This window comes from Streptomyces sp. NPDC058457, assembly GCF_042720695.1.
GTDB lineage: Bacteria > Actinomycetota > Actinomycetes > Streptomycetales > Streptomycetaceae > Streptomyces.
In genome coordinates this window covers 22,972-43,909 of record NZ_JBHXLU010000035.1, presented here as the reverse complement: position 1 = coordinate 43,909, position 20,938 = coordinate 22,972, and the positions used below count along the sequence as shown (strand labels likewise).

At 72.0% G+C, this 20,938-nt stretch carries 17 protein-coding genes; 14 read left to right on the top strand and 3 right to left on the bottom strand.

The window, feature by feature from the left end; translation table 11 throughout:
- Nucleotides 1–4 precede the first annotated feature (4 nt).
- The 13 genes from ACFWPS_RS26155 (at nucleotide 5) to ACFWPS_RS26095 (ending at nucleotide 14,683) form a co-directional block, all read left to right on the top strand.
- Complete coding sequence (locus ACFWPS_RS26155) at nucleotides 5–1,276, top strand: FAD-dependent oxidoreductase (protein WP_383708601.1); 1,272 nt, start codon at nucleotides 5–7, stop codon at nucleotides 1,274–1,276.
- 66 nt (nucleotides 1,277–1,342) lie between these two features.
- A complete protein-coding gene (locus ACFWPS_RS26150; RefSeq protein ID WP_383708600.1) occupies nucleotides 1,343–2,191 on the top strand; it encodes an FAD binding domain-containing protein in 849 nt (282 codons plus the stop codon).
- A complete protein-coding gene (locus ACFWPS_RS26145; RefSeq protein ID WP_383708599.1) occupies nucleotides 2,188–4,560 on the top strand; it encodes a xanthine dehydrogenase family protein molybdopterin-binding subunit in 2,373 nt (790 codons plus the stop codon). The genes ACFWPS_RS26150 and ACFWPS_RS26145 overlap by 4 nt, the downstream gene beginning before the upstream one ends.
- A complete protein-coding gene (locus ACFWPS_RS26140) occupies nucleotides 4,557–5,093 on the top strand; it encodes a (2Fe-2S)-binding protein (protein WP_383708598.1) in 537 nt (178 codons plus the stop codon). Before ACFWPS_RS26145 ends, ACFWPS_RS26140 begins: the two co-directional genes overlap by 4 nt.
- Nucleotides 5,084–5,731: an SRPBCC family protein gene (locus ACFWPS_RS26135; RefSeq protein ID WP_383708597.1), complete on the top strand. Its 648-nt coding sequence runs from the start codon at nucleotides 5,084–5,086 to the stop codon at nucleotides 5,729–5,731. Before ACFWPS_RS26140 ends, ACFWPS_RS26135 begins: the two co-directional genes overlap by 10 nt.
- Nucleotides 5,728–6,417, top strand: coding sequence for an isochorismatase family protein (locus ACFWPS_RS26130; protein ID WP_383708596.1), 690 nt, complete (start codon nucleotides 5,728–5,730; stop codon nucleotides 6,415–6,417). Before ACFWPS_RS26135 ends, ACFWPS_RS26130 begins: the two co-directional genes overlap by 4 nt.
- 11 nt (nucleotides 6,418–6,428) lie before the next feature.
- Nucleotides 6,429–7,301 carry an alpha/beta fold hydrolase gene (locus ACFWPS_RS26125; protein WP_383708595.1) on the top strand — a complete coding sequence of 291 codons (873 nt, stop codon included), beginning with the start codon at nucleotides 6,429–6,431 and terminating at the stop codon, nucleotides 7,299–7,301.
- A gap of 8 nt (nucleotides 7,302–7,309) precedes the next feature.
- Nucleotides 7,310–7,789 carry a MarR family winged helix-turn-helix transcriptional regulator gene (locus tag ACFWPS_RS26120; protein ID WP_383708594.1) on the top strand — a complete coding sequence of 160 codons (480 nt, stop codon included), beginning with the start codon at nucleotides 7,310–7,312 and terminating at the stop codon, nucleotides 7,787–7,789.
- An 84-nt stretch (nucleotides 7,790–7,873) separates the two neighbouring features.
- Nucleotides 7,874–8,644, top strand: coding sequence for an Asp/Glu racemase (locus ACFWPS_RS26115; RefSeq protein ID WP_383708593.1), 771 nt, complete (start codon nucleotides 7,874–7,876; stop codon nucleotides 8,642–8,644).
- Nucleotides 8,645–8,695: 51 nt separating this feature from the next.
- Nucleotides 8,696–9,850, top strand: coding sequence for an XdhC family protein (locus ACFWPS_RS26110; RefSeq protein WP_383708592.1), 1,155 nt, complete (start codon nucleotides 8,696–8,698; stop codon nucleotides 9,848–9,850).
- 57 nt (nucleotides 9,851–9,907) lie between these two features.
- Nucleotides 9,908–11,458, top strand: a complete 1,551-nt coding sequence (locus ACFWPS_RS26105; protein ID WP_383708591.1) for a purine-cytosine permease family protein — start codon at nucleotides 9,908–9,910, stop codon at nucleotides 11,456–11,458.
- Nucleotides 11,459–11,463: 5 nt separating this feature from the next.
- Nucleotides 11,464–14,211, top strand: coding sequence for a hypothetical protein (locus ACFWPS_RS26100; RefSeq protein ID WP_383708590.1), 2,748 nt, complete (start codon nucleotides 11,464–11,466; stop codon nucleotides 14,209–14,211).
- Between the two features lie 28 nt (nucleotides 14,212–14,239).
- A complete protein-coding gene (locus ACFWPS_RS26095; protein WP_383708589.1) occupies nucleotides 14,240–14,683 on the top strand; it encodes an RbsD/FucU family protein in 444 nt (147 codons plus the stop codon).
- A 522-nt stretch (nucleotides 14,684–15,205) separates the two neighbouring features.
- On the opposite strand, the gene ACFWPS_RS26090 is transcribed toward ACFWPS_RS26095, so the two are convergent.
- Entirely contained in the window at nucleotides 15,206–16,399 is a 1,194-nt protein-coding gene (locus tag ACFWPS_RS26090; RefSeq protein WP_383708588.1) for a winged helix DNA-binding domain-containing protein, read from the bottom strand.
- A 115-nt stretch (nucleotides 16,400–16,514) separates the two neighbouring features.
- Complete coding sequence (locus ACFWPS_RS26085; RefSeq protein ID WP_383708587.1) at nucleotides 16,515–17,165, bottom strand: 4'-phosphopantetheinyl transferase; 651 nt, start codon at nucleotides 17,163–17,165, stop codon at nucleotides 16,515–16,517.
- A gap of 188 nt (nucleotides 17,166–17,353) precedes the next feature.
- On the opposite strand from ACFWPS_RS26085, the gene ACFWPS_RS26080 reads away from it, so the two are divergent.
- Nucleotides 17,354–18,556, top strand: coding sequence for a glycosyltransferase (locus tag ACFWPS_RS26080; RefSeq protein ID WP_383708684.1), 1,203 nt, complete (start codon nucleotides 17,354–17,356; stop codon nucleotides 18,554–18,556).
- Between the two features lie 69 nt (nucleotides 18,557–18,625).
- On the opposite strand, the gene fabD is transcribed toward ACFWPS_RS26080, so the two are convergent.
- Nucleotides 18,626–20,923 (bottom strand): ACP S-malonyltransferase, encoded by a 2,298-nt coding sequence (gene fabD, locus ACFWPS_RS26075; RefSeq protein WP_383708586.1) that lies wholly within the window; start codon nucleotides 20,921–20,923, stop codon nucleotides 18,626–18,628.
- Nucleotides 20,924–20,938: the final 15 nt, after the last annotated feature.

Here is a 20,938-nt window from a genome sequence, read left to right as displayed (position 1 = left end):
GCACATGCCATCCACCCAATCGTTCGAAGTGGTCGTCGTCGGAGGCGGGCTCGGCGGCATGACCGCCGCACTCTCGCTGCGGCAGCGGGGCCTGCGGGTCACCGTGCTGGAACAGGCTCCGCAGTTCGGCGAGATCGGCGCGGGCATCCAGACGGCCCCCAACGCGAGCCGGATCCTGCTCGGCCTTGGACTGCGCAGGCGCCTCGAGGCCATCCACACCGAGCCCCAGGACCAGGTGCGGCGCAGGTGGCAGGACGGCAGCATCATCGGCCTGACCCGTCTAGGCGACTACTGCACGCAGCACTACAACGCCCCCTACTGGCACTACCACCGCGCCGACCTGCACGGCGTCCTCGTGGACGCCTGCGTCGACCCGGCCGGCCCCGGACCGGTCGTCGAGCTGCGCACCGCGAGCCGGGTCTCCGGGCTCGACCGCGGCGACCCACGCCGTCCGGCCGTGGTGACCGACGACGGACGACGCTTCGAGGCCGACGTCGTACTCGGCGCCGACGGCATCCGCTCCCGGGTCCGCGAACTCATGGACCTGCCCGACACCCTGCTGTTCTCCGGCGAGATGGCCTTCCGGGCGCTGATCCCCGGCGACCTCATCGCCGCCGACCCGGCGACCCGGTTCCTGGTGGACCGCTTCCAGAGCACCATCTGGTACGGGCCCGACCGGCACCTGGTGCACTACATGATCCGCGGCGGCGAGTACCTGAACGTCGTCGGCTGCGTCCCGTGCACCGACGAGGCCGCCGAGAAGTGGACCGTCCCCGCCACCGCGCGGGACCTGGTCGACGCCTACCAGGGCTGGGACGACCGGGTCGCGGCGATGCTGTCGAAGGCCAAGGACGAGGTGCTGGCCTTCGCCCTCCACCACCGTCGCCGCGACCCGGTCTGGACGGACGGCCGGGTGGCACTCCTCGGTGATGCCTGCCACGCCATGCTGCCCTACCAGGCCCAAGGCGCCTCCCAGGCCATGGAGGACGCCGCGGTACTGGCCGAGGAGCTGGGCCGCGTCAGCGCGGACGGTGCCGAAGGCGCCCTGCGCCGCTACGTCGACCGGCGGGCCAAGCACGCCGGCATGGTCCAGGACGCCTCCCTGCAGAACAAGACCTTCTACCACCTTCCCGACGGGCCCGAGCAGCAGGCGCGCGACGACCTGCTCAGGCGCGGCTTCGACGGCGAGTCCGATGTCTCCTACGACTGGCTGTGGAGCGGCACGCCGCTCAACGACGCAGAGCTGGGCGCCTACTCCTACAACTTCGCCCGCTGACCGCACCGCACCCGTCGTCCCGCCCGGCGGGACGGCGCCCCGGCCGGCCCGTACGACTGGAGAGACATGAAGCCAGCAGCCTTCCGCTACCACCGGGCGCGCGACGTCGACGGCGCCACGGCGCTGCTCGCCGAACTGGGCGAGGACGCCAAGGTCGTCGCCGGCGGCCAGAGCCTGGTCGCGATGATGAACTTCCGGTTGGCCCGTCCCGGACACCTGGTGGACATCGCCGGTCTGCGCGAACTCGACCACCTCGGCGCCGACGCCGACGGCCGGTTGCACATCGGGGCGCTCACCACTCACCACACGGTGGAGATCGCCCCGCCGCAGCGGCTCGGCGCGGGATTCGATGTCATCCGCGACTCCATGGCGTGGATCGGCCACCTGCCGATCCGCACCCGCGGCACGGTCGGCGGCAGTGTCGCGCACGGCGACGCGACCGCCGAGTGGTGCCTGCTCGCCGTGCTGCTGGACGCCGAGTTCGTGACCCACAGCCCGCGCGGCCGACACAGCATCTCCGCCCAGGAGTTCTTCTTCGGCTACTACACCACCGCCCTGGAGCCGGACGAGATCATCGTCGAAGTGGTCTTCCCGCGCCCGGCACCGCACGCGGCACTCACCGAGTTCGCCGAGCGCCGAGGGGACTTCGCGATCGTGTCCGCGGCCGTGGACCTCGACGCCGACGGCCCGGCGGTCCGCGGCGGACGGGTGGCGCTCGGCGGGGTGGCCGCGCTGCCGGTACGGGTCCCCGAGGCGGAGGCGGTACTGGCCGACGGCGGTTCCTTCCGTGACTGCGCCGAAGCCGCGGCCGCAGCGGTGGACCCGCCGGGAGACACGAACGCCGGCACCGAGTACCGAAGGCACCTCGTGCGCACCCTGGTCGAACGCGCCTGCGAGGAGGCGGTGTCCCGATGAAACCCGTCCGGAACGACCGGCTGGTCGGCAGGTCGGTGGCCCGCCGCGAGGATCCCCGCCTGCTGACCGGGCGCGGCCGCTTCGTCGACGACATCGAACTGCCCGGCATGCTCCACGCGCAGTTCGTCCGCAGCACGGTCGCGCACGGCCGGATCACCGCCGTCGACCTGTCCGAGGTGCGCGAAGTCCCCGGCGTCCTCGCCGCGTTCACCGCGGACGACCTGGTGCTCGGCGACATCGTGGCACAGCTCGGCCGTCCGCTCGACGAGTTCGTGCCCACCGCCATGCCGGTCCTCGCCGGCGACCGCGTCCGCTTCGTCGGCGAGCCGGTCGCCGTGGTCGTCGCCCGGGACCCGTACACCGCCGAGGACGGGGTGGAAGCGGCGAAGGTGACGTACGAGACGCTCCCGCCGGTCACCGACGAGGAGCAGGCCCTCGCCGCCGACGCCGTACTGGTGCACGAACAGGCCGCGCGCAACACCCTGGTCGACGTCGCCCTGTTCGCCACCGAGGGCATCGACGAGATCTTCGACGAGGCCGCGTGCGTGGTCCACGTGGAGGCGAGGACCGGGCGGCAGAACGCGCTGCCGTTGGAGACGCGCGGTGCCGTGGCGCACTGGGACGACCGGGAGGACCAACTCGTCCTGCAGACCTGCACCCAGGTCCCGCACCAGGTGCGGACCGTGGCCGCGCGCTGCCTGCGGCTCGACGAACGCGCGGTGCGGGTCATCGTCCCGGACATGGGCGGCGGCTTCGGCCTCAAGTGCGTGGTCGGCCGCGAGGAGATCGCCACCGCGGCGGCCGCGCTGCGACTGCGCCGGCCGGTCAAGTGGATCGAGGACCGCAAGGACGCGCTGTCCGCGTCCTTCCTCGCCCGCGAACAGCACTACACCGCCCGCGCCGCGTTCGACGCCGACGGCAGGATCCTCGGACTCGACGCGGACATCGTGTGCGACATGGGCGCCTACTCCTGCTACCCGTTCACGGCGGGCATCGAGCCGCTGATGGCCGCCGCCGAGCTGCCCGGCGTCTACAAGGTGCCGGCCTACCGGGTGCGCGGCCGGGCGATCACCACCAACAAGGCGCCCACCGCCCCGTACCGGGGCGTGAGCCGCCCCCAGCACGTGATGGTCGCCGAGCGGCTCATGGAGCGCGCCGCCCGCGAACTGGATCTGGACCCGGTCGAGATCCGGCGCCGCAACGTCATCACCGAGTTCCCCTACACCGGCGTCAACAACATGACCTACGACCCGGGCTCGTACCTGGAATCCCTCGACCTGTGCGAGCGGACCCTCAAGGAGGCCGGCTGGTACGAGCGGCAGGCCGCCGCCCGCGCCGCGGGACGGCACATCGGGATCGGCTACAGCTGCTTCAGCGAACGCACCGGCTACGGCTCGGCCGCCTTCGCCCAGCGCAGGATGGAGGTCGTCCCCGGCTTCGACCTGGCCGAGGTCCGCATGGACACCAGCGGCGCGGTCACCGTCACCACCGGCACGATGAGCCACGGCCAGAGCCACGAGACGACCATGGCGCAGATCGTGGCCGACGCGCTCGGCGTCGACCTCGCCAGAGTCAAGCTCCACCAGGGCGACACCGATCGCATCACCTACGGCTGGGGCACCTTCGCCAGCCGCTCCATCGCGGTCGGCGGCAGCGCCGTACGCCTGGCCGCGGCCAAGCTCGGCGACAAGCTGCGCGCGATCGCCGCCGCCGAATGGGGCGTCGACCCGGACCAGACCGAACTGGACCTGGGGCGGGTCCGCCGTCGCGACGCCCCGGACACCGCGCTCACCCACCGGCACCTCGCCGAGACCGCCTACCTCAAGTCGCATCTGCTGCCCAAGGACATCGACCCGGGGCTGACCGCCAGTGCCGTCTTCGACGTCTCCAACGACGGCACCTTCTCCAACGCCACCCACGGAGCCGTCGTCGAACTGCACGAGGGCACCGGCCAGGTGGAGATCCTCGGCTACGTCTGCGTCGAGGACTGCGGAGTGGCGATCAACCCCCAGGTCGTCGAGGGCCAGTGCCGCGGGGGCATCGCCCAGGGCATCGCGGGCGCGCTCTTCGAGCAGGTCACCTACGACGCGCAGGGCGAGCCGTCGGCCACGAGCTTCATGGACTACAAGGTCCCCACCGCCCACGAGATCCCCGACATCACCATCCGCCACCTGGAAACCCCCTGCGCCTTCACCGAGACCGGTGCCAAGGGCGCCGGTGAGGGCGGCACGATCGGGGCCCCCGCCGCGGTACTCAACGCCGTCAACGACGCGCTGCGCGCCACCGGCGTCGAACTGGACAACACCCCGATCACACCGGAGACGGTCCACCGTGCCCTGACCCCGTCAGCACCGGAGCAGACACCATGAACGACACCAGCGGACCGGACGAGGTCCAGCTCATCACCCTCGATGTCAACGGCACCTCGCACGAGGTGATCGCCCCGGCGCGCCGCACCCTGGTGGACGTGCTCCGCCACGACCTGCGGCTCACCGGTACCCACGTCGGCTGCGAGCACGGGATCTGCGGAGCCTGCACCGTGCTCGTCGACGGGTTGCCGGCCCGGGCCTGCCTGATGTTCGCCGCGCAGGCGGAGGGGGCGCGGATCACCACCGTCGAGTCCCTCGCCGATCCCGGCACCGGCGAACTCAGCGATCTGCAACGGGCGTTCACCGAGCACCACGGACTGCAGTGCGGCTTCTGCACCCCCGGCTTCCTGATGCTCGCCGAAGGCTTTCTCGCGGAGCGGCCGGAGGCGACCCGCGAGGAGATCCGCGAGGTCGTCGCCGCGAACCTCTGCCGGTGCACCGGCTACCAGACCATCGTCGAAGCGGTCGAGGCCTGCGCGAGCGCACGGCGCGCAGGGCGGAACGCAGGCGTGAAGGAGACACCGTGCAACTGACCAACACCGTCCCTGTCAAAGCCGCACCCGACGTGGTGTTCGCCCTGCTCAGTGACGTACAGCGGGTCGCGTCCTGTATGCCCGGCGCGGCGCTGGAAGGCCGCTCCGGCGACGCCTGGTGCGGCACCGTCAAGGTCAAGGTGGGCCCGATCACCGCCGCCTACACCGGCACGGTCCGTTTCCTGGAAGCCGACGCCGACAAGCGCGTCCTGCGTGTGCACGCTCGTGGTGCCGACACGCACGGCAGGGGCGACGCCGAGGCGGAGGTCCTCCTGGAAGTCGTACCGGACCGGGACGGCGCGCAGCTGAACCTCGCCACGGATCTGGTTCTCCGAGGCACGATCGCCCAGTTCGGCAAGGGTGCCATCGCCGCCGTCTCCGACCGGATCCTCCAGCAGTTCGCCCAGAACCTCGGGGACCTGCTGCTCTCCCCGGGCGGCCCGCAGGAACCCGCGGGCACGAGCACCGCCGCCGCATCCACGGCGTCCGTTCCCGCGGGCGCCCCGCCCGCCGCGGCATCGGCCGAGCTGAACGGCCTGTCGCTGATCGCCGGACCGCTGCTCAGGAAGTACGGCCCGGTGATCGCCGCCTTCGCGCTCGGGTTCGTCCCGGGCTGGCTGCTGGGCAGGCGTCGATGAGCGGACTGTACGGAGACACCGCGGACCTCACCTACCAGCGGGCCGGCTTCGGCGCCCCGGTCCGCCGCGGCACCCGGCCCGCGATCGTCGTGGTGGACCTGACCCGGGGCTTCACCGAGGACTCGTATCCCTCGGGCACCGACCTGACCGGCGTCGTGGCCGCGACCACCCGCCTGATCGAGGCGGGCCGCCCCGCCGAGGTGCCGGTGATCTTCACCGCCATCGCCTACGCCGAGGCCGAGGCGTCGGGCGATTCGGTCACGTGGCTGCAGAAGGCCCCCGGCCTGCGCGTGCTGCGCGAGGGCAGCGACGCCGTGGCCATCGATCCCCGGCTGCCCCGGCGGCCCGGACGCGATCCGCTGATGGTGAAGAAAGGCGCCTCCGCGTTCTTCGGCACCCATCTCGCCGCCGCGCTGACCGGACTCGGCTGCGACACCGTCCTGGTGTGCGGCGCCACCACCAGCGGCTGCGTGCGGGCCACCGCCGTCGATGCCGTCCAGTCGGGCTTCCCGGTCCTCGTGCCCCGCGAATGCGTGGGCGACCGGGCCGCCGGACCGGCCGACGCCGCCCTCTTCGACATCCAGGCCAAGTACGGCGACGTCATCGGCCTCGCGGACGCCGTCGGTTACCTCGGCTCCCTTTCCGCCCCGACCGCTTCGCCCGGCTCTCGAAGGGCACGCCCATGAGGAAGGATCACGTGCCCCCACGTTCGGTGCTGCAGGAGGCACTCGCCGATCTTGCCGACGTGCCCGCGACCAGCCGCTGGATCAGCTCCGAGGACGTACGACTGCACGTGCTCGACTACGGGGGCGGCCTCGTCCCGCTGGTCGTTCTGCCCGGCATCACCAGTCCCGCGATCACCATGGACTTCGTCGCCCGCGAACTCACCGACCTGGTCAGGCCGATCGTGCTGGACGTCCGCGGCCGGGGACTGTCCGACGACGGCGAAGGCTACGGACTGGAGGACTACGCCCGGGACGCCGAAGCCCTGATCACCGGGCTGGGGCTCGACCGACCGCTGTTGCTCGGCCACTCCATGGGCGCGCGGATCGCGGCGGTGGTCGCGGCCCGCGCCGCGGTACCGCTACGCGGGGCCGTCCTGGCCGACCCGCCGCTGAGCGGCCCCGGCCGGGCGCCGTACCCGACCGGCCTGGACGCGTTCCTGCGGCAGTTGTCCGAGGCCAGGCGCGGCACGGACGCCGACGAGGTGGCCGACTCCTGGCCGTCCTGGCCGCGACGGGAGCAGGAGCTGCGGGCCCGTTGGCTCTCCAGCTGCGCACAGCAGGCCGTCGTGGCCACCCACCACGGCTTCGAGCACGAGGACTTCTTCGACTGGTGGCCCTCGGTGCCGGCGCCCGCCGCCCTGCTGTACGGGGCCGACAGCCCGGTGGTCACCGCGACAGGGGCCGAGGAAGTCGCCGCGAGCAACCCGCGGGCATCGCTGCAGCCGATCCCCGGCGCCGGGCACATGGTGTTCTGGGATGCTCCGGCAGCCGCTCTCACAGCCCTGCGCGAGGCCGTGCGGGCGATCCTTTCTCCGTCCCATCCGCACTGGTCGCAGCGTGCTTAGGTGTGACCATGCCCGATGAGACCGCAGTTTCCGAAACCGCCCCCCAGGCCCCCGTCGCGCTCACCGCCGCCCCCGGCTACCAGGTGCGCCGCCTGTACCAGGCCTACCTCGCCGTCTGGTTGCGCGAGGTCGACCCGGTGCTCACCGGACCGCAGTTCGCCGTGCTCCAGACCGTCCAGGCGTATCCGGGCCGTGACCAGAGCTCGCTGGCCTCGGCGGTGGCACTGGACACCTCGACCATGGCGGACGTGGCCCGGCGCCTGGAAAGGCGGCAGCTGATCACCCGTCGCACCGCGGCCGACGACGGCCGCCGCAAGCTGCTCTATCTCACCGAGGAAGGCGAAAAGGTCCTCGGCGAGGCCGAGCACCGCACCCGGGCGCTGGACGAGCTCCTGCTGGAGCCGTTCGGCAGTGCCGGCCGCGAAACCGTTCTGCAAATGATCACGTCCCTCGCCGACCACTGGGTGGGACTGGCCTCGGGCTCATAGCCCTCCCGGTCGCCGGGCCGCCGTACGCGAGCGCGCTCCGGGCGAGGGGGAGAGCACCGACCCGCACCTCAACCGGAGGAATCCATGACGGATCATCACATCGGACTGATCGTGCCCAGCTCCAACCTGACGATCGAGACCGAGCTGCCGCGGATGCTGGGCGCCCGCGAGGCCGCCCTGCCCGGCGACCGCTTCGTGTTCCACAGCAGCAGGATGCGGATGAGGCACGTCACCCCCGAGGAACTGCGCGGGATGAACGCGCAGACCGAGCGGGCGGCGCGGGAGCTGGCCGACGCCCGGCCCGATGTGGTCGCCACGGCCTGCCTGGTCGCCATCATGGCCCAGGGGGCGGGGCACCACTGCGTCGCCGAGGCCGAGATCAGCTCGGTGCTGCGCGCCGAAGGAGCCGAGGCCCCCGTGGTCTCCAGCGCGGGCGCGCTGCTCAGCGGCATCCAGGCCCTCGGGGCCAAGCGGGTCGCGATCATCACGCCGTACCTGAAGGAGCTCACCGCCCGGGTCGCCGAGTACATCGAGCACACCGGCATCGAGGTGGTGGACGCGCTCAGTCTCGAGATACCCGACAACCTGGCGGTCGCCCGGCTGGACCCCGCCGGTCTGCGCGAACACTGGCGGCGCCTCGATCTGCGCCGCGCCGACGCTCTGGTGCTGTCGGCGTGCGTGCAGATGCCGTCCCTCGCGTCGATCCAGCCGGTGGAGGACGAGGCGGGGCTGCCCGTGCTCTCGGCGGCTACCTCGACCACGTTCCGCATCCTCACGGAACTCGGCCTGCCGCCGGTCGTGCCGGGCGCCGGAAGCCTGCTCGGCGGCCGTGTGACCAGCCAGGTCGCCGGCTGAGCCGGGGAAGCGGGCCGGCCACGGCCGGCCGATGACGAAAGGAGGGCAGCCATGCGCGACGTACTGGACCACCTGGTGGCCTGGTGGGCCGAGGGCAAGGCGTGCGCGCTGGCCACCGTCGTGGCCACCCACCGCTCCGCGCCCCGCCGTCCGGGCGCTGCCATGCTGGTGGGACCCGGCGGCGAGGCGGTCGGCAGCGTCTCGGGCGGCTGCGTCGAGGCCGCCGTCCACGACCTCGGCACCACAGTGCTCACCGGGGTCCGACCGGCGCTCCAGCGCTACGGAGTCTTTGACGACGCCTTCGCGGTCGGACTCACGTGCGGCGGCACGATCGACGTGTTCGTGGCGAAAGTGGACCGGGAGACCTTCCCCCAGCTGGGAGAGGTGGCAGCGGCGATCCGGGCCGGAGCGCCGGTCGCGGTGGCCACCGTGATCGCCGGGCCGCCGCAACTCCTGGGCCGTCGGCTGGTGCTGTGGCCGGACCGGGTGGCGGGCGGCACCGGGTCGGACCGGCTGGACGCCGCCCTGCGCCGGGACGCCCGGGGGCTGCTGGACGCCGGGCGCGACGGCGTGCTGCGCTTCGCAGCGGACGGAGGGTGCCCGGGCGACGGCCTGGACGTGTTCGTCGAGTCCTTCGCCCCGCCGCCCCGGATGATCGTGTTCGGCGCCACCGACTTCGCTGCGGCGATGGCCCGCATGGGTACCTTCCTCGGCTACCGGGTCACCGTCTGCGACGCACGCCCGGTGTTCGCCACCGCGCCGAGGTTCCCCGGCGCGCACGAGGTCGTGGTGGACTGGCCGCACCGCTACCTGAAAGCCGAGGCCGAGGCCGGACGGATCGACGGCCGCACCGCCCTCTGCGTGCTGACCCACGACCACAAGTTCGACGTCCCGCTCCTGGCGGCGGCCCTGCGCCTGCCCGACATCGGCTACGTCGGTGCGATGGGCTCACGGCGTACCCACGAGGAGCGGCGGGCCCGGTTGGTGGAGGCCGGGCTGACCGACGTCGAACTCAAGGTCCTGTCCAGCCCGATCGGCCTGGACCTGGACGCCCGGACACCGGAGGAGACCGCCGTGTCCATCGCCGCCGAGATCCTTGCCCTGAGCCGGGGCGGCAGCGGAGTCCGCCTGGCCGACCGGACGGGTCCGATCCACCTCGGCGCCGGCGACGCATTCCCCTCCGACCCGGCGATGTCCCGGAACTGATCCACCCTCTGGCCACCCCCTGTCCCTGCACAGCCCGCCACCGAAAGGAGCACGCCCATGAGCGATGCAGCTCGGCAAGGACGACGAGGCGCCGCCGTCGAGGCGAACGGCGTCAACCCCGTTCCCGCCGCCGAACGGCGTGGCAAGCCGCGCGGCCTGTTCGCCGTGTGGTTCGCCTGGAACATATCGATTCTCGGCGTCAGCTACGGAATCTTCGTCTTCGACCTCGGCCTGAACGTCTGGCAGACGATCGTCGCGGGAACCATCGGGTATCTCGCCTCGGCCACCCTCGTCGGCATCCTCGCGGTCGGCGGGCCCCGCACGGGACTGCCCACGCTCACCCAGACGCGCTTCGCCTTCGGCATCAAGGGCAACCGAATCCCTGCATTCTTCGCCTACCTCTCCAACATGGGCTGGAAGGTGACGATCGTGACCCTGGCCTCGAGTACCGGCGCTCAGCTGTTCGCGAAGCTGTGGCCATCGGTGTTCGCGAGATCCGACGGTTCGAGCACCACCCCCGCGCTGGTCCTGTGGTTCGTGCTCGTGCTCGCGGTGACGATGGCCGTCGCCGTGCTCGGACACGAGCTGATCATGAAGCTCGAGGTGTGGATCTCGTGGGTGACCGGCATCATGACCCTCGCGTTCCTCGGGTTCGTGCTGCCCAAGGTCGAGTGGTCGCACCTCGGCGAGGCGCGGGCGGGCGGGGCGGTGGAGTTCGTCGGCGGCATCATCATGGCGATGACGCTCGTCGGCCTGGGCTTCCTGAACTACGGCGGCGACTTCGCGCGCTACCTTCCGCGCGAGACCAGGGCGAACGGCGTGATCGGATGGACGGTCGCCGGGCTGAGCACACCGGTTGTCATCATGCTCGCCGTCGGGGCGCTGCTGGTCGGCGGAGATCCGGCACTCGGCAGCGCCGCGGCCTCCGATCCCATCGGGGCTCTGACCGCGCTGCTGCCGATGTGGTTCTTCGTTCCGTTCTCCGTCGTGATCGTCATCTCGCTGGTCTCGGCGGCCATCACCGGCATGTACAGCTCGGGCCTCGCGCTGATGGCGGTCGGCGTTCCGCTGCGCCGCTCCATGACGACGGCCGTCAACGCGACGATCATCGCGGCCGGCGCGTTCTACCTGGAGTTCGTCTCCACTTCGTTCCTCGCGACCTTCGAGTCGTTCCTGTCGCTCATCGCAGTGATGATGGGAACGATGGGCGCGATCCAACTCGTCGACTTCGTCCGACAGCGCCGTATGGGCTGGAACACCGACATGGCCACCCCGCGTGGCTACGGCGGGCGCAACGGGCGATGGACGGCGATCATGAGCCTGATCGTCGGGACCGTCCTGGGCCTGGGCCTGGTCACCAGTTCCGACCCGAACTTCGCGAAGATCACCGGATTCCTGCTCACGCCGAGTGCGCGTGCCGGCGTGTTCGGCTCAAGCGGGCTCGGGATCGTCATCGCCATGGTGATCGGCGCCGCGCTGTACGCATTCCTCACCTTCGGGCTTCACCTGGACCCGAAGCCCGATTACTCGCTGGCGACCGGCATCGACACCGACGCCGACGCCGCCCGCGGCGGGAGCACAGCGCCTCGCCGCCATCTGAGGAGCTGACTTCCGTGTCCGCATACGAGACCGCGCTGGAGCGGTTCCGAACCCCGGATCCGTGGCATTCGCCCGCCGCCTACTGGTTCTGGCATCGCCTGCCCGACAAGGACGCGATCCGCGCCCAGGTGCGGCAGATGCACGACGCCGGGATCCTCAGCTTCCAGGTGCAGGCGCGTCTGTCGTACCCGATCGCGGGCTACCTGGACGAGGACTACCTGGCCGCCTGCCGGTGCGCCGTCGAGGCAGCCGCGGAGCACGGCATGATCGTCGGCATCTACGACGACTACAACTGGCAGACCGGTCATGCCGCGGGTCGCGCGGTGAGCGGGCACGACGAGTTGCGCGAGCGGCACCTGTTCTGGATGCGGATCGCCGCGGGGAAGAGCGAGGGGACGCTCGGGAGGATCCGGTCGGCGACCGAGAACCTGGGCCCGGCCGCGATGGCGTGGCACTACGAGGGCGGGGTGGTCGCCTGGGCCGACTGGCGCACCGAGTACGTGCTCGTCACAGCACCGCCGCGGGGCACGGTCTGCGAACAGCCGGAGCTCGTCGACCGGACGGAGGGCACTGCCGACGGGTGTCGCGTCCACCTGACCGGGCCCGTGCCGGACGGAGCCGAGGCGATCGTGTTCGTCTCGGCCCGGTGCGCCACCTCCCGGCTGGTCAACCCGGTTGATCCGGTCGCCGTCGACCGCTTCATCGAGGCCGGCTATCAGCCGTTCGCCGACGCTCTGGGCGAGTTCTTCGGCAGCACCGTCGCCTACATGTTCTTCGACCAGCCGCATGCCGTGTTCTACGACTGGGAGGCGCGCACCGGCAATCTGCGCTCGGCGATGCCGTTCCACGCCAGCCTGGCCGCCTCGGTCCGGGAGCGTTGGGGCGGGCGGACAGCCGACGTGCTCGCCGCGGTGCTCGACGGGGACGGTCCGGAGCAGTTGAGCCTTCGCGCCCAGTTCTACGAACACTTCAGCAGCTACGCAATCGAGACCTTCCTGGGCCGACTGCGTGCCTGGAGCCACGCCCACGGTCTGCGCCAGTCCGGCCACGAGGTGCTCGGGCACGTCGGCGGGTGGCGGCTCGACACCTCGTTCACCAACTGGGACCTGCGCCTGAACTTCGGGCTCGACCACTTCGGCGTGGACGGATACCGGGACCTGACAGCGGTGGACGCGCAGGACGCGCTCACCCAACTCAGCCCGGTGTTCGGCGACTCGGTCGCCCGCCACCACGGCCGCAGCGGCACGATGGTCGAACAGTACTTCCTCACCCCGCCCCAGGGTGGGGCGCCGTGGTCCGGCCACTGGGGGTTGAGCCTGCAGGAGCTGCGCACCACCGCGATCAGCCACCATATGCAAGGCATGCGGCAGATGATCTTCCACGGATTCTACCAGACCCACGGCCACGGCGCAGACCACGAATCGCTGACCAATCCCCGCTTCGACTTCCCTCCGGGGATCAACTTCGAGCCCTGGTTCGCCGATCACTATCCGCGGTTCGCGCTCGAAAGCGCACGTCTGAGCGAGTTCCTGGAGCCGGTGACGCCCCAGGCCGAGGTAGCGGTCCTCTATCCGCTGCGCACGGTGTGGACGGCGGGGCAACTCGGTATGCAGGCCTCGGCGACGGGCGAGTGGACCCGTGCGCTCACCGAAGCCGGAGTCGGCTTCCACCTCGTCGACGAGCGCGACCTCGTGGCCGCCACCGTGGAAGAGGGAGCGGTGTGCTTCGGCGAGCGCCGGTACCGGGCGCTCGTCCTGCCCGCCGTGACCACGCTGCGCTCCGCCGAGGTACTGCGCCAGGTCCGCCGTATCGCCGAAGCGGGGACACGGGTGCTCGCCAGCGGCGCGACACCCTCCGTCTACCAACACGGACCGCAGACCGCCGCGGCGGACTGGGCGGAACTCGCCCCGGCCGTGGAGGTGCTCGCCGCGGTCCCCGGTACGAAGGTTCTTCGCGGGCTCGCCCCGTACGACGGGAGCGTGCCGACACTGCGCACACCGGACGGGGCGGCGGTGCGCTGGCGTGGTGGCCCGGAGTCACCCGACACATTCAAATTCGCATGCTTCGCCGAAACCGGGGCCGCAGCCGGGGCAACGGTGGAACTCGTCCTGCCTGAAGGGACCTGGCAACTCGAAGAGTGGATGGCCGCCGACGGAACCGTGCGCAGCCTCGGGTCCGCCGCGAGCACGGTCGTGCTGCGTCTGGAGCCGAATTCGCTGCGCCTGCTGTGCGTGCGACACGGCGCAGAACCCTCGTGCGGCGCAACGGAAACCACCGAAGGGTCCGAACACGAGGACGGCGCCGCTTGGTCGAGGCCACAGGTACTCGAATCCGACTGGCTCCTCCAGATCCCGGACGACGCCCACGAGCAGGCGGGCACATCCCGCGGGATCGCGGTCACCTGCGGCTGGGAACGTCAGGGACTGGCAACCTTCGCGGGCGCCGCCGATTACGTGCGGCAGATCGTGCTCGATGCGCCGACCATGGTGGAACTGACGCTCCCGGCCGTCGCCGGAGGGGTGTCCGTGTCCGCGAACGGAACGAGAGTCGCGGAACGCGCCTGGTCGCCCTACCGCTTCACGATCCCCGCCGGCCACCTGCGATCGGGCGCGAACGAACTGCGTATCCGCCTCACCCCGTCGGCGGCCAACCGCTACTACGCCGGCACCGGGCTGCGCGTCGCACCCGAGCCATGCGGACTGCTCGCTCCGCCCCTGTTGCGCCGCCAGGTCACGCCACCGCTTCCCGACGCCGACCACTGACCAGCACCGAGGCAGAAGGCCGCCCACCATGCTCAAGGGACTCGACCCGCTCCTCACCCCGGAGCTGCTCTACGCGCTCGCGCGGATGGGCCACGGGGACACGATCGCGCTCGTCGACCGGAACTTCCCCGCTCACTCCGTGAACGACCGCGTGATCCGCCTCGACGGTGCCGACGTCGTCGCAGCGGGCCGGGCCGTACTCGGGCTCCTGCCGCTCGACACGTTCGTCGCCGAGCCCGTCGCGCGGATGCAGGTTGTCGGAGACACCGACAGTCAGCCGGCGGTGCAGACACAGTTCCTCGCCGCCGCTGACGAGCAGGCGGGTCGGTCCGTCGCCGTCGAAGCACTCGAACGCCAAGCGTTCTACGCCCGCGCCCGCGCCGCATTCGCCGTCGTCATCACCGGCGAAGACAGGCCGTACGGCTGCTTCATACTCTCCAAGGGCGTACTTCCCGAGTTCACGCCCGAATGACGGTGAAACGGCCACCCGCCCGACGTCGCGACGCCCGATCCGCGGCCCGTGTCGGCCTTCCACGTTGCGTAGTCAGCACATATGGGTTCGTCGCGCATGGCTCGGGTGGTCTTGGCGATGTGGCCGACTCCCGGGATCTTCAGGGCGCCGGTGGCGAGGTTGCGGAAGGTGGCCAAGGCGCGGGGTGCGGTGCCGGTGTGCACGCGGGAGGCGTCGTCGGCGAAGGTGACACCTCGGATGTTGTGTGAGGAGTTTCCGCTTCCCCAGTGATCGCGGATCGCGTTCACCAGGCCGGCGGGGCTCGTCTGGTGGGCGTCGAAGCTGGTCACGGCGAGACGGTCGTACGAGTCTCCCGCTGGCCGCCCTCCAGTACGCGTTCCGCCGGCACAGCCTCAGGGCCCCGCCGATCCCTGTCCCCTTTCGCCTGCGGCCGCCCGCCGCTCGGCGCTGCGTTCCGGCCGCGACTCGAAGCGTATGGGGCCGACACCAGCCGGGCCCCACCTCGCTCTCGCCTCCCTGGCGCTACCCCGCAAGTTCATCCTCCAGCCACGTACGCCCTCGCGTGCGGGCGCTCAGTCTGACGTCGCCCAGGGGGACGGCGAGGCGTTCCGCCTCCGCGCGCACCGCCGCCTCGGCGTCCGCGCCGACGTCCTCCAGGAAGCGGCATACGATCTCACCGCTGCTGTCCTGGGCCCAGCCGCCGACGATGCGGCCGTCCCACCACAGCGAGGGACCGATGTTCCCGGCCCGGTCGAAGAGGCGCGGTCCGTGGTCGCCCAGGAACCAGTCGCGTCCGTGCCAGCCCATGGGGGTGGAGTCGAGCGCAGGCAGGAGCGCGGCCCACGGCTCCGGCGGCTCGGTCTCCTCCAGGTCGTCGGGCAGGAGCAGACCCGTCGTACCGCCGCCCAGATCGACCTCGACCGGCTTGAGTGCCGTCAGCACGCGCTTGACCTGTGTCTTGGTCCACCCCGCCCACCAGCACAGGTCGTCCGCCGTGGCCGGACCGTAGGCTCGCAGCCAGCGCCGGGCCAGTTCTTCCTCCGCTTCGTGGGTGTCCAGCTCGGCGAGGCCGCCGGGTGACCAGTCGGTCAGCGGTGCCCAGCGGTACTGGTGCGAGGTCCAGGAGCCGCGCGGCCGGCCCCGCACCACGCGGCCCTCGGCGGCGAGCAGGAGCAGCAGTCTGCTTGCGACCTTCTGCGTGCCCTCGTACTTCTTGCCCGCCGCGAGGACGACCGTCGTACTGAGGCGAGGGTCGTCGCCGGCGAGTTCGGCCGCCGTCGCCTCGCCGCGCGCGGCGAGCGCGCGTACGGCGATGTCCTCCGTCTCGGCGAGCCATGCACGTACCCCCGCATCGTCGTCCGCGACCTTGGACTCCGCCAGGAACCCCAGGAGCTTGCGGCGTTCGCGTGCGGCCACCGCCTGCGAGCAGGCGGCCTGCATCACCGGGGCCACGTCGAGGGTGGTCACGAAGACGGTACGGCGCATGCCGAGCAGCCGGATGAGGGAGCGGTCCTCGTAGAGGGTGCGTTCCACGTCCCGCACCGAACCGCCGTTCATCCGCGCCCACGTGGCGAGGTACACGGAGGACGGGTCGGTGCTGTGCAGCGCGACGAGGTCGCCTGCCACCTCGACCGGGTCCTTCGCGCGGGCGGCGACCGCCAGCCGGTGCCGTACGCCGAGCCGGGCCCGTCGTTCCGCCACGTCGATACGCCGCATGTCCGTCACTCCTTTGTGTCGTGGTCGGTCCCGCTTGTCCACGGGAGAAAAAGCGTACGGGCGAACTGGTCCGGACGGATCAACTTGGGCGGCCGGCGCGGAATGTGGGGCTGTTTCAGTTCGCCACCGACGTGCACAGGAAGCCGTCCGACAGCAGCCAGCGGCCCTCGTAGCGGCGGGGGACAGCGGCGGTTGCCGTCGTCGGTGCGGTCAGCACGCGTGCCGTGAACGTGCCGCAGGCACGCAACTCCACCTCCGCGTCGAGGAAGTCGAGCAGGCAGCCCGCCATCGGGAACCAGGCTTTGTAGAGCGACTCCTTGGCGCTGAACAGCAGCCTGTCCCAGTGGACGGGCGCTCCTGACAGCTGGTCCAGAGCCGCGAGGTGGATCAGTTCGGCGGGGGCCGCTATCACGTCCAGCACGGCGGGGCCGACCGGTGCGTTCGGCTCGGCGTCGACACCCAGCCAGCGGTTGGGCGCGGCATGCGCGACGGCCGCGCCCCGGTAGCCCTCGCAGTGGGTCATGCTGCCGCGGATGCCGGCGGGCCAGCGCGGGGCGCCCTGTGCGCCGGGCAGCAGCGGGGCGGGCGGGACGCCGAGCGTGCCCAGTGCGCGCCGGGCGCAGGACCGTACGGTGGTGAACTCGGCGCGGCGGCGCGCCACCGCCCCGCTGATCACGGCCGCTTCCTCCGGGAAGAGCCACTGGCCCGGTGGATCGTCGAACGCCTCGGCACACGCCACCCCCGTGGGCAGGATCCGCTCCAGCAAGAGTGCCGCCCTCCCGAGATGGCGGTGGCCCTGGACGGCAGGACGATAGCGCTCGGCGCGCGGCTTCGGGTGCGCCGGATTGAGCAGTGCGCGGGGCGGGCGGCGCCTACCGTCGGCGCGGACACACGGCCCGGTCCCCCGGGCGGTCGGCTGGCCCGAGACGAAGGACGGTGGCGGACGTGCGCGTTATGTTGACCAGTTGGGGATGGCCCACGCACCTCTACCACCTCGTTCCGCTCGGCTGGGCCTTCGCCGCGGCCGGGCACGAGGTCCGGCTGGTCAGCCAGCCCGCGCTCGCGGACCGGATCGGTGCCACGGGTCTGACGGGTGTGGTGGTCGGCGAGGACGCCGACCTGCTGTCGCCGGAGGTCAGGGCGCGCGCGGGGATGCCGGTGAGTCAGCTGCCGCCGCAGGGGGCGCCGCCCGACTACGCCCGGATGTGGCGCTCCACCACGGTGCGGATGGAGGTGCTGGCGGAGGTGATGGCCGACGGGATGACGTCGTTCGCCCGCGCCTGGCGCCCGGACCTGGTGGTGTGGGACTGGATGACCTTCGCCGGGCCCATCGCGGCCCACCGGCTCGGCCTGCCCAGCGCACGGCTCGTGTACGGGCCGGACATGTTTCCCCGAATGCAGGAGGCGGCGGAGGCCACGTCACCGGGCGTCGCCGAGAAGTGGCTCACGTCCCTCTACGGCCGTCACGGCATCGAGGTGACGGGGGTGGACAGTGCCTGGGGCGGCGACTGGTGCCTGGACACCTGCCCGCCCAGCGTCCAGCTTCCCTCGGTCAAGGGGCTGCCACTGCGGTACGTGCCTTACAACGGCCCCTTGGTGGCGCCGGCCTGGGTCGCCGAGCCGACGGAGCGGCGGCGTATCTGCGTGACGATGGGCACGAGCGCCCGGCGGCTGCGTGGTGAGGACTCCGTCTCGCTCCCGAACCTGCTGGAGGGTCTTGCGGAGCTCGACGCGGAGGTCGTGGTGGCCGGAACCGGGGAGCAGCGGCGAGGACTCGAACCGCTGCCGGGGAACGCCGTGTTCGCCGAGTACGTGCCGCTGCACGCGCTGCTGCCCGGATCTGACGTGCTGGTGCATCAGGGCGGCGCGGGCAGTGCCATGTCGGCGGCGTTCTGCGGGGTGCCGCAGGTGGTGGCGGCCGCCATCGCCGATCAGCCGTTCATGGCCGAGCGGTTCGCGTCGGTGGGCGCGGCGGTGCACGTGCCCGCGACGTCCGGTTGCGAGGAGGCGGTGGTGGCCGGGGTGCGGACTGTCCTGGGCGACCCTTCCTACGCGGCTGTGGCCGGGCGGTTGCGCGAGGAGATGCTGGGGCAGCCGGCGCCTTCCGAGGTGGCGGCGACCCTGACCGGCATGGTGCGGGACCACGCCGTGCGGTGACCTTCACGTGTCTCCGTAAGGACCACGGACTCCCCCGACAGGTCCGCCGGACCTGTCGGGGGAGTTTCGTCATGCGGCGGACGGAGTACGGGCGGCCGGCGCGGGGGTCACGCCCAGTTCGGTGGCGCCCTCCAGCAGGGCGAGCGCGATGGTGTCGACGTGCCGGTTCTCGGGGGCGGCGAGAGGGGTGTCGCGGACCCAGTCGTTGAAGGCGCCCATCGCGGGTCCGCAGGGGATCTGGTAGTCGCGGCGCCCTCGGGGGTCGCCGGTGAGGGCCAGCCGGGTGGCGCGCGTCAGGTAGGCGCGCATGACGAGAGCCATGCGGTGCTTGTCGTCGCGGTCCGCCCTGGCGCGCTGTTCGGGTGCCAGGTCCTCTCGGAGACGCTCCCACACGGCGGCGAGCGGCTCTTGGAAGATGGTGTCCTCGAACCGGCTGCGGGTGGTGGCGTCGAGTGCCTCCAAGGAGGTGTGCCGGCGGTATGCCTGGTAGAGGGCGTCAGCACGGGCGGCGAAGAGCGTGCCGCCGGTGGCGACGCGGGTGCGGCCGCCGAGTTCGAAGAGGGTTTCCGCGGGCGCCTGCGCCGTGTCGTCGACACCGAGACCCGCGAGCAGTTCCTTGACCGCCGTGGACGTACGCGCTTGTGGCGAGGCCTGGTTGACGGAGCCGGTCAGGACGAAGTCGGCACCGCGCAGAAACGCGGCGGCGACGCTGCCGGGGTCACCCAGCCCGCCGCAGGCGCCGACCCGCGGCGACTCGGTGTACCCGTGGCGGAGGCGGGCCCTGTCCCGGAGCGCGATCACCGCGGGGAGCAGTGCCGTGCCCGCGAGGTCGGCGGTGAGCCAGCCAGGTCCGGCCTCGGCGCACACGTCACTGGCGACGGGCAGACGCTCCGCGGCCCACGCCTCCTCCTCGGTCAGCTCGCCCCTGGCGGCCAACCGCCGGATCAGCGCGGGCGGCGCCGGGCTCAGGAACGCGTCGGCCTGTGCCGTCCGGGCGACCTTGACGAGCAGTCGGCGTCCCGGGACGGGTACGCCGTCGGGTCCGCGGCGGGCTCCGGTGAACCGCCATCGCACCAGGGGCTCGCTCACCCCCGCGCCGGCGGACGCCTCGCCGTGGCGCACACCGCGGGCGAGACCGAGCCGTACGACGTCGTCCAGGTGCCGCGCGGTCGCCGCCGTCGTGGGCAGGGCCAGACCGTACGGGCCCACGACGCCGGTCAGCCGCTCCAGGTCCTCGGTGATGTCCTGGATGCCCCGCCCGACGGTGCTGAGAAAGCCCAGGAGTCCGCGCGCGGCCAGGCGGGCGAGCATGGCGGGGCCGGACACGCCGTCCGCGAGGGAGCCGGCTGCGTAGGCGTAGGCCGTGCCGTAGTCGCGGCGGAAGGCGTCACTGCCCAGGTGTTCCGGGCGACCCGTGACGAACCGGGCGCGGTGCTCGGGCCGGACCGTGGGCGGGGGTGGTGGCGTGGTGGGCGGAACGACCGTGGTCGGGAGGGCGTGGACGCCGGCGGCGGAGCGGGCGGCGAGATGCGGTCCGGCCTTGCGCCACATGGTGGTGAGCACCTCTCCGGGGCCGAGCTCCTCGATCCGGTCGACGCCGCTGTCCGCGAGCAGACACAGGGTTTCCCACCAGCGGACGGGGCTGACGAGGTGACGGGGCAGCAACTCGCCGACGTCGTCGGGTCCGTAGGGTTCGGCGGTCACGTTGGCGATGACCGGCACCTCGGGGGCGGCCATCGGGATGCCGCGCAGGGTGTGGGCGAACTCCTGGGCCGCCCGCTCCATGTGGCGCGAGTGGGCGGCGACGGCGACGTTCAGGGGAACGCAGCGTACGCGTCCGTCCGCGGCGAGGAGCGGGGTGATCCTGCGCAGCGCGTCTCTCGGGCCCGAGAGCACCAGTTGGTCCGGGAGGTTGTGGTTGGCGAGGGTGACGCTCTCCTCGCCCGACTCCGCCAGCAACTCCCGCAGCCGCTCCGCGCGCATCCCCAGCACCGCGGTCATGCCCCCGCCGGTCGCGTTCGCCATCAGCTCCCCGCGCCGTTTCGCCAGCCGTACCCCGGTGGTGAAGCCGAAGCATCCGGCGACATGCAGTGCCGTGAGCTCGCCGAGGCTGTGACCGGCGAGGAACGCCGGCCGCGGAGCGTCTGCGGCGCGTGCCCGCGCGGCGAGCGCACCGGTCACGAACAGCGCGGGCTGCGCGTAGCGTGTGTCGCGCAGCCGCAGATCCCTGCCGGCGCACAGGTCGCGCACGGAGTATCCGAGGATGTCGTCCGCCTCCCGCACCAGTTCGGGGAAGGCGTCGAGGTCGCCCTCCCCCATTCCCGGTGCCTGCGATCCCTGGCCGGGGAAGAGCAGCGCCAGCGTCATTCGTCTCTCCTTCGC

What these genes read in the sequence shown, in the direction of transcription:
- ACFWPS_RS26155 (WP_383708601.1), top strand. Translation starts at nt 5, where the DNA reads ATGCCATCCACCCAATCGTTCGAAGTGGTCGTCGTCGGAGGCGGGCTC.
- ACFWPS_RS26150 (WP_383708600.1), top strand. Translation starts at nt 1,343, where the DNA reads ATGAAGCCAGCAGCCTTCCGCTACCACCGGGCGCGCGACGTCGACGGC.
- ACFWPS_RS26145 (WP_383708599.1), top strand. Translation starts at nt 2,188, where the DNA reads ATGAAACCCGTCCGGAACGACCGGCTGGTCGGCAGGTCGGTGGCCCGC.
- ACFWPS_RS26140 (WP_383708598.1), top strand. Translation starts at nt 4,557, where the DNA reads ATGAACGACACCAGCGGACCGGACGAGGTCCAGCTCATCACCCTCGAT.
- ACFWPS_RS26130 (WP_383708596.1), top strand. Translation starts at nt 5,728, where the DNA reads ATGAGCGGACTGTACGGAGACACCGCGGACCTCACCTACCAGCGGGCC.
- ACFWPS_RS26120 (WP_383708594.1), top strand. Translation starts at nt 7,310, where the DNA reads ATGCCCGATGAGACCGCAGTTTCCGAAACCGCCCCCCAGGCCCCCGTC.
- ACFWPS_RS26115 (WP_383708593.1), top strand. Translation starts at nt 7,874, where the DNA reads ATGACGGATCATCACATCGGACTGATCGTGCCCAGCTCCAACCTGACG.
- ACFWPS_RS26110 (WP_383708592.1), top strand. Translation starts at nt 8,696, where the DNA reads ATGCGCGACGTACTGGACCACCTGGTGGCCTGGTGGGCCGAGGGCAAG.
- ACFWPS_RS26105 (WP_383708591.1), top strand. Translation starts at nt 9,908, where the DNA reads ATGAGCGATGCAGCTCGGCAAGGACGACGAGGCGCCGCCGTCGAGGCG.
- ACFWPS_RS26095 (WP_383708589.1), top strand. Translation starts at nt 14,240, where the DNA reads ATGCTCAAGGGACTCGACCCGCTCCTCACCCCGGAGCTGCTCTACGCG.
- ACFWPS_RS26090 (WP_383708588.1), bottom strand. Translation starts at nt 16,399, where the DNA reads ATGCGGCGTATCGACGTGGCGGAACGACGGGCCCGGCTCGGCGTACGG.
- ACFWPS_RS26080 (WP_383708684.1), top strand. Translation starts at nt 17,354, where the DNA reads ATGTTGACCAGTTGGGGATGGCCCACGCACCTCTACCACCTCGTTCCG.
- fabD (WP_383708586.1), bottom strand. Translation starts at nt 20,923, where the DNA reads ATGACGCTGGCGCTGCTCTTCCCCGGCCAGGGATCGCAGGCACCGGGA.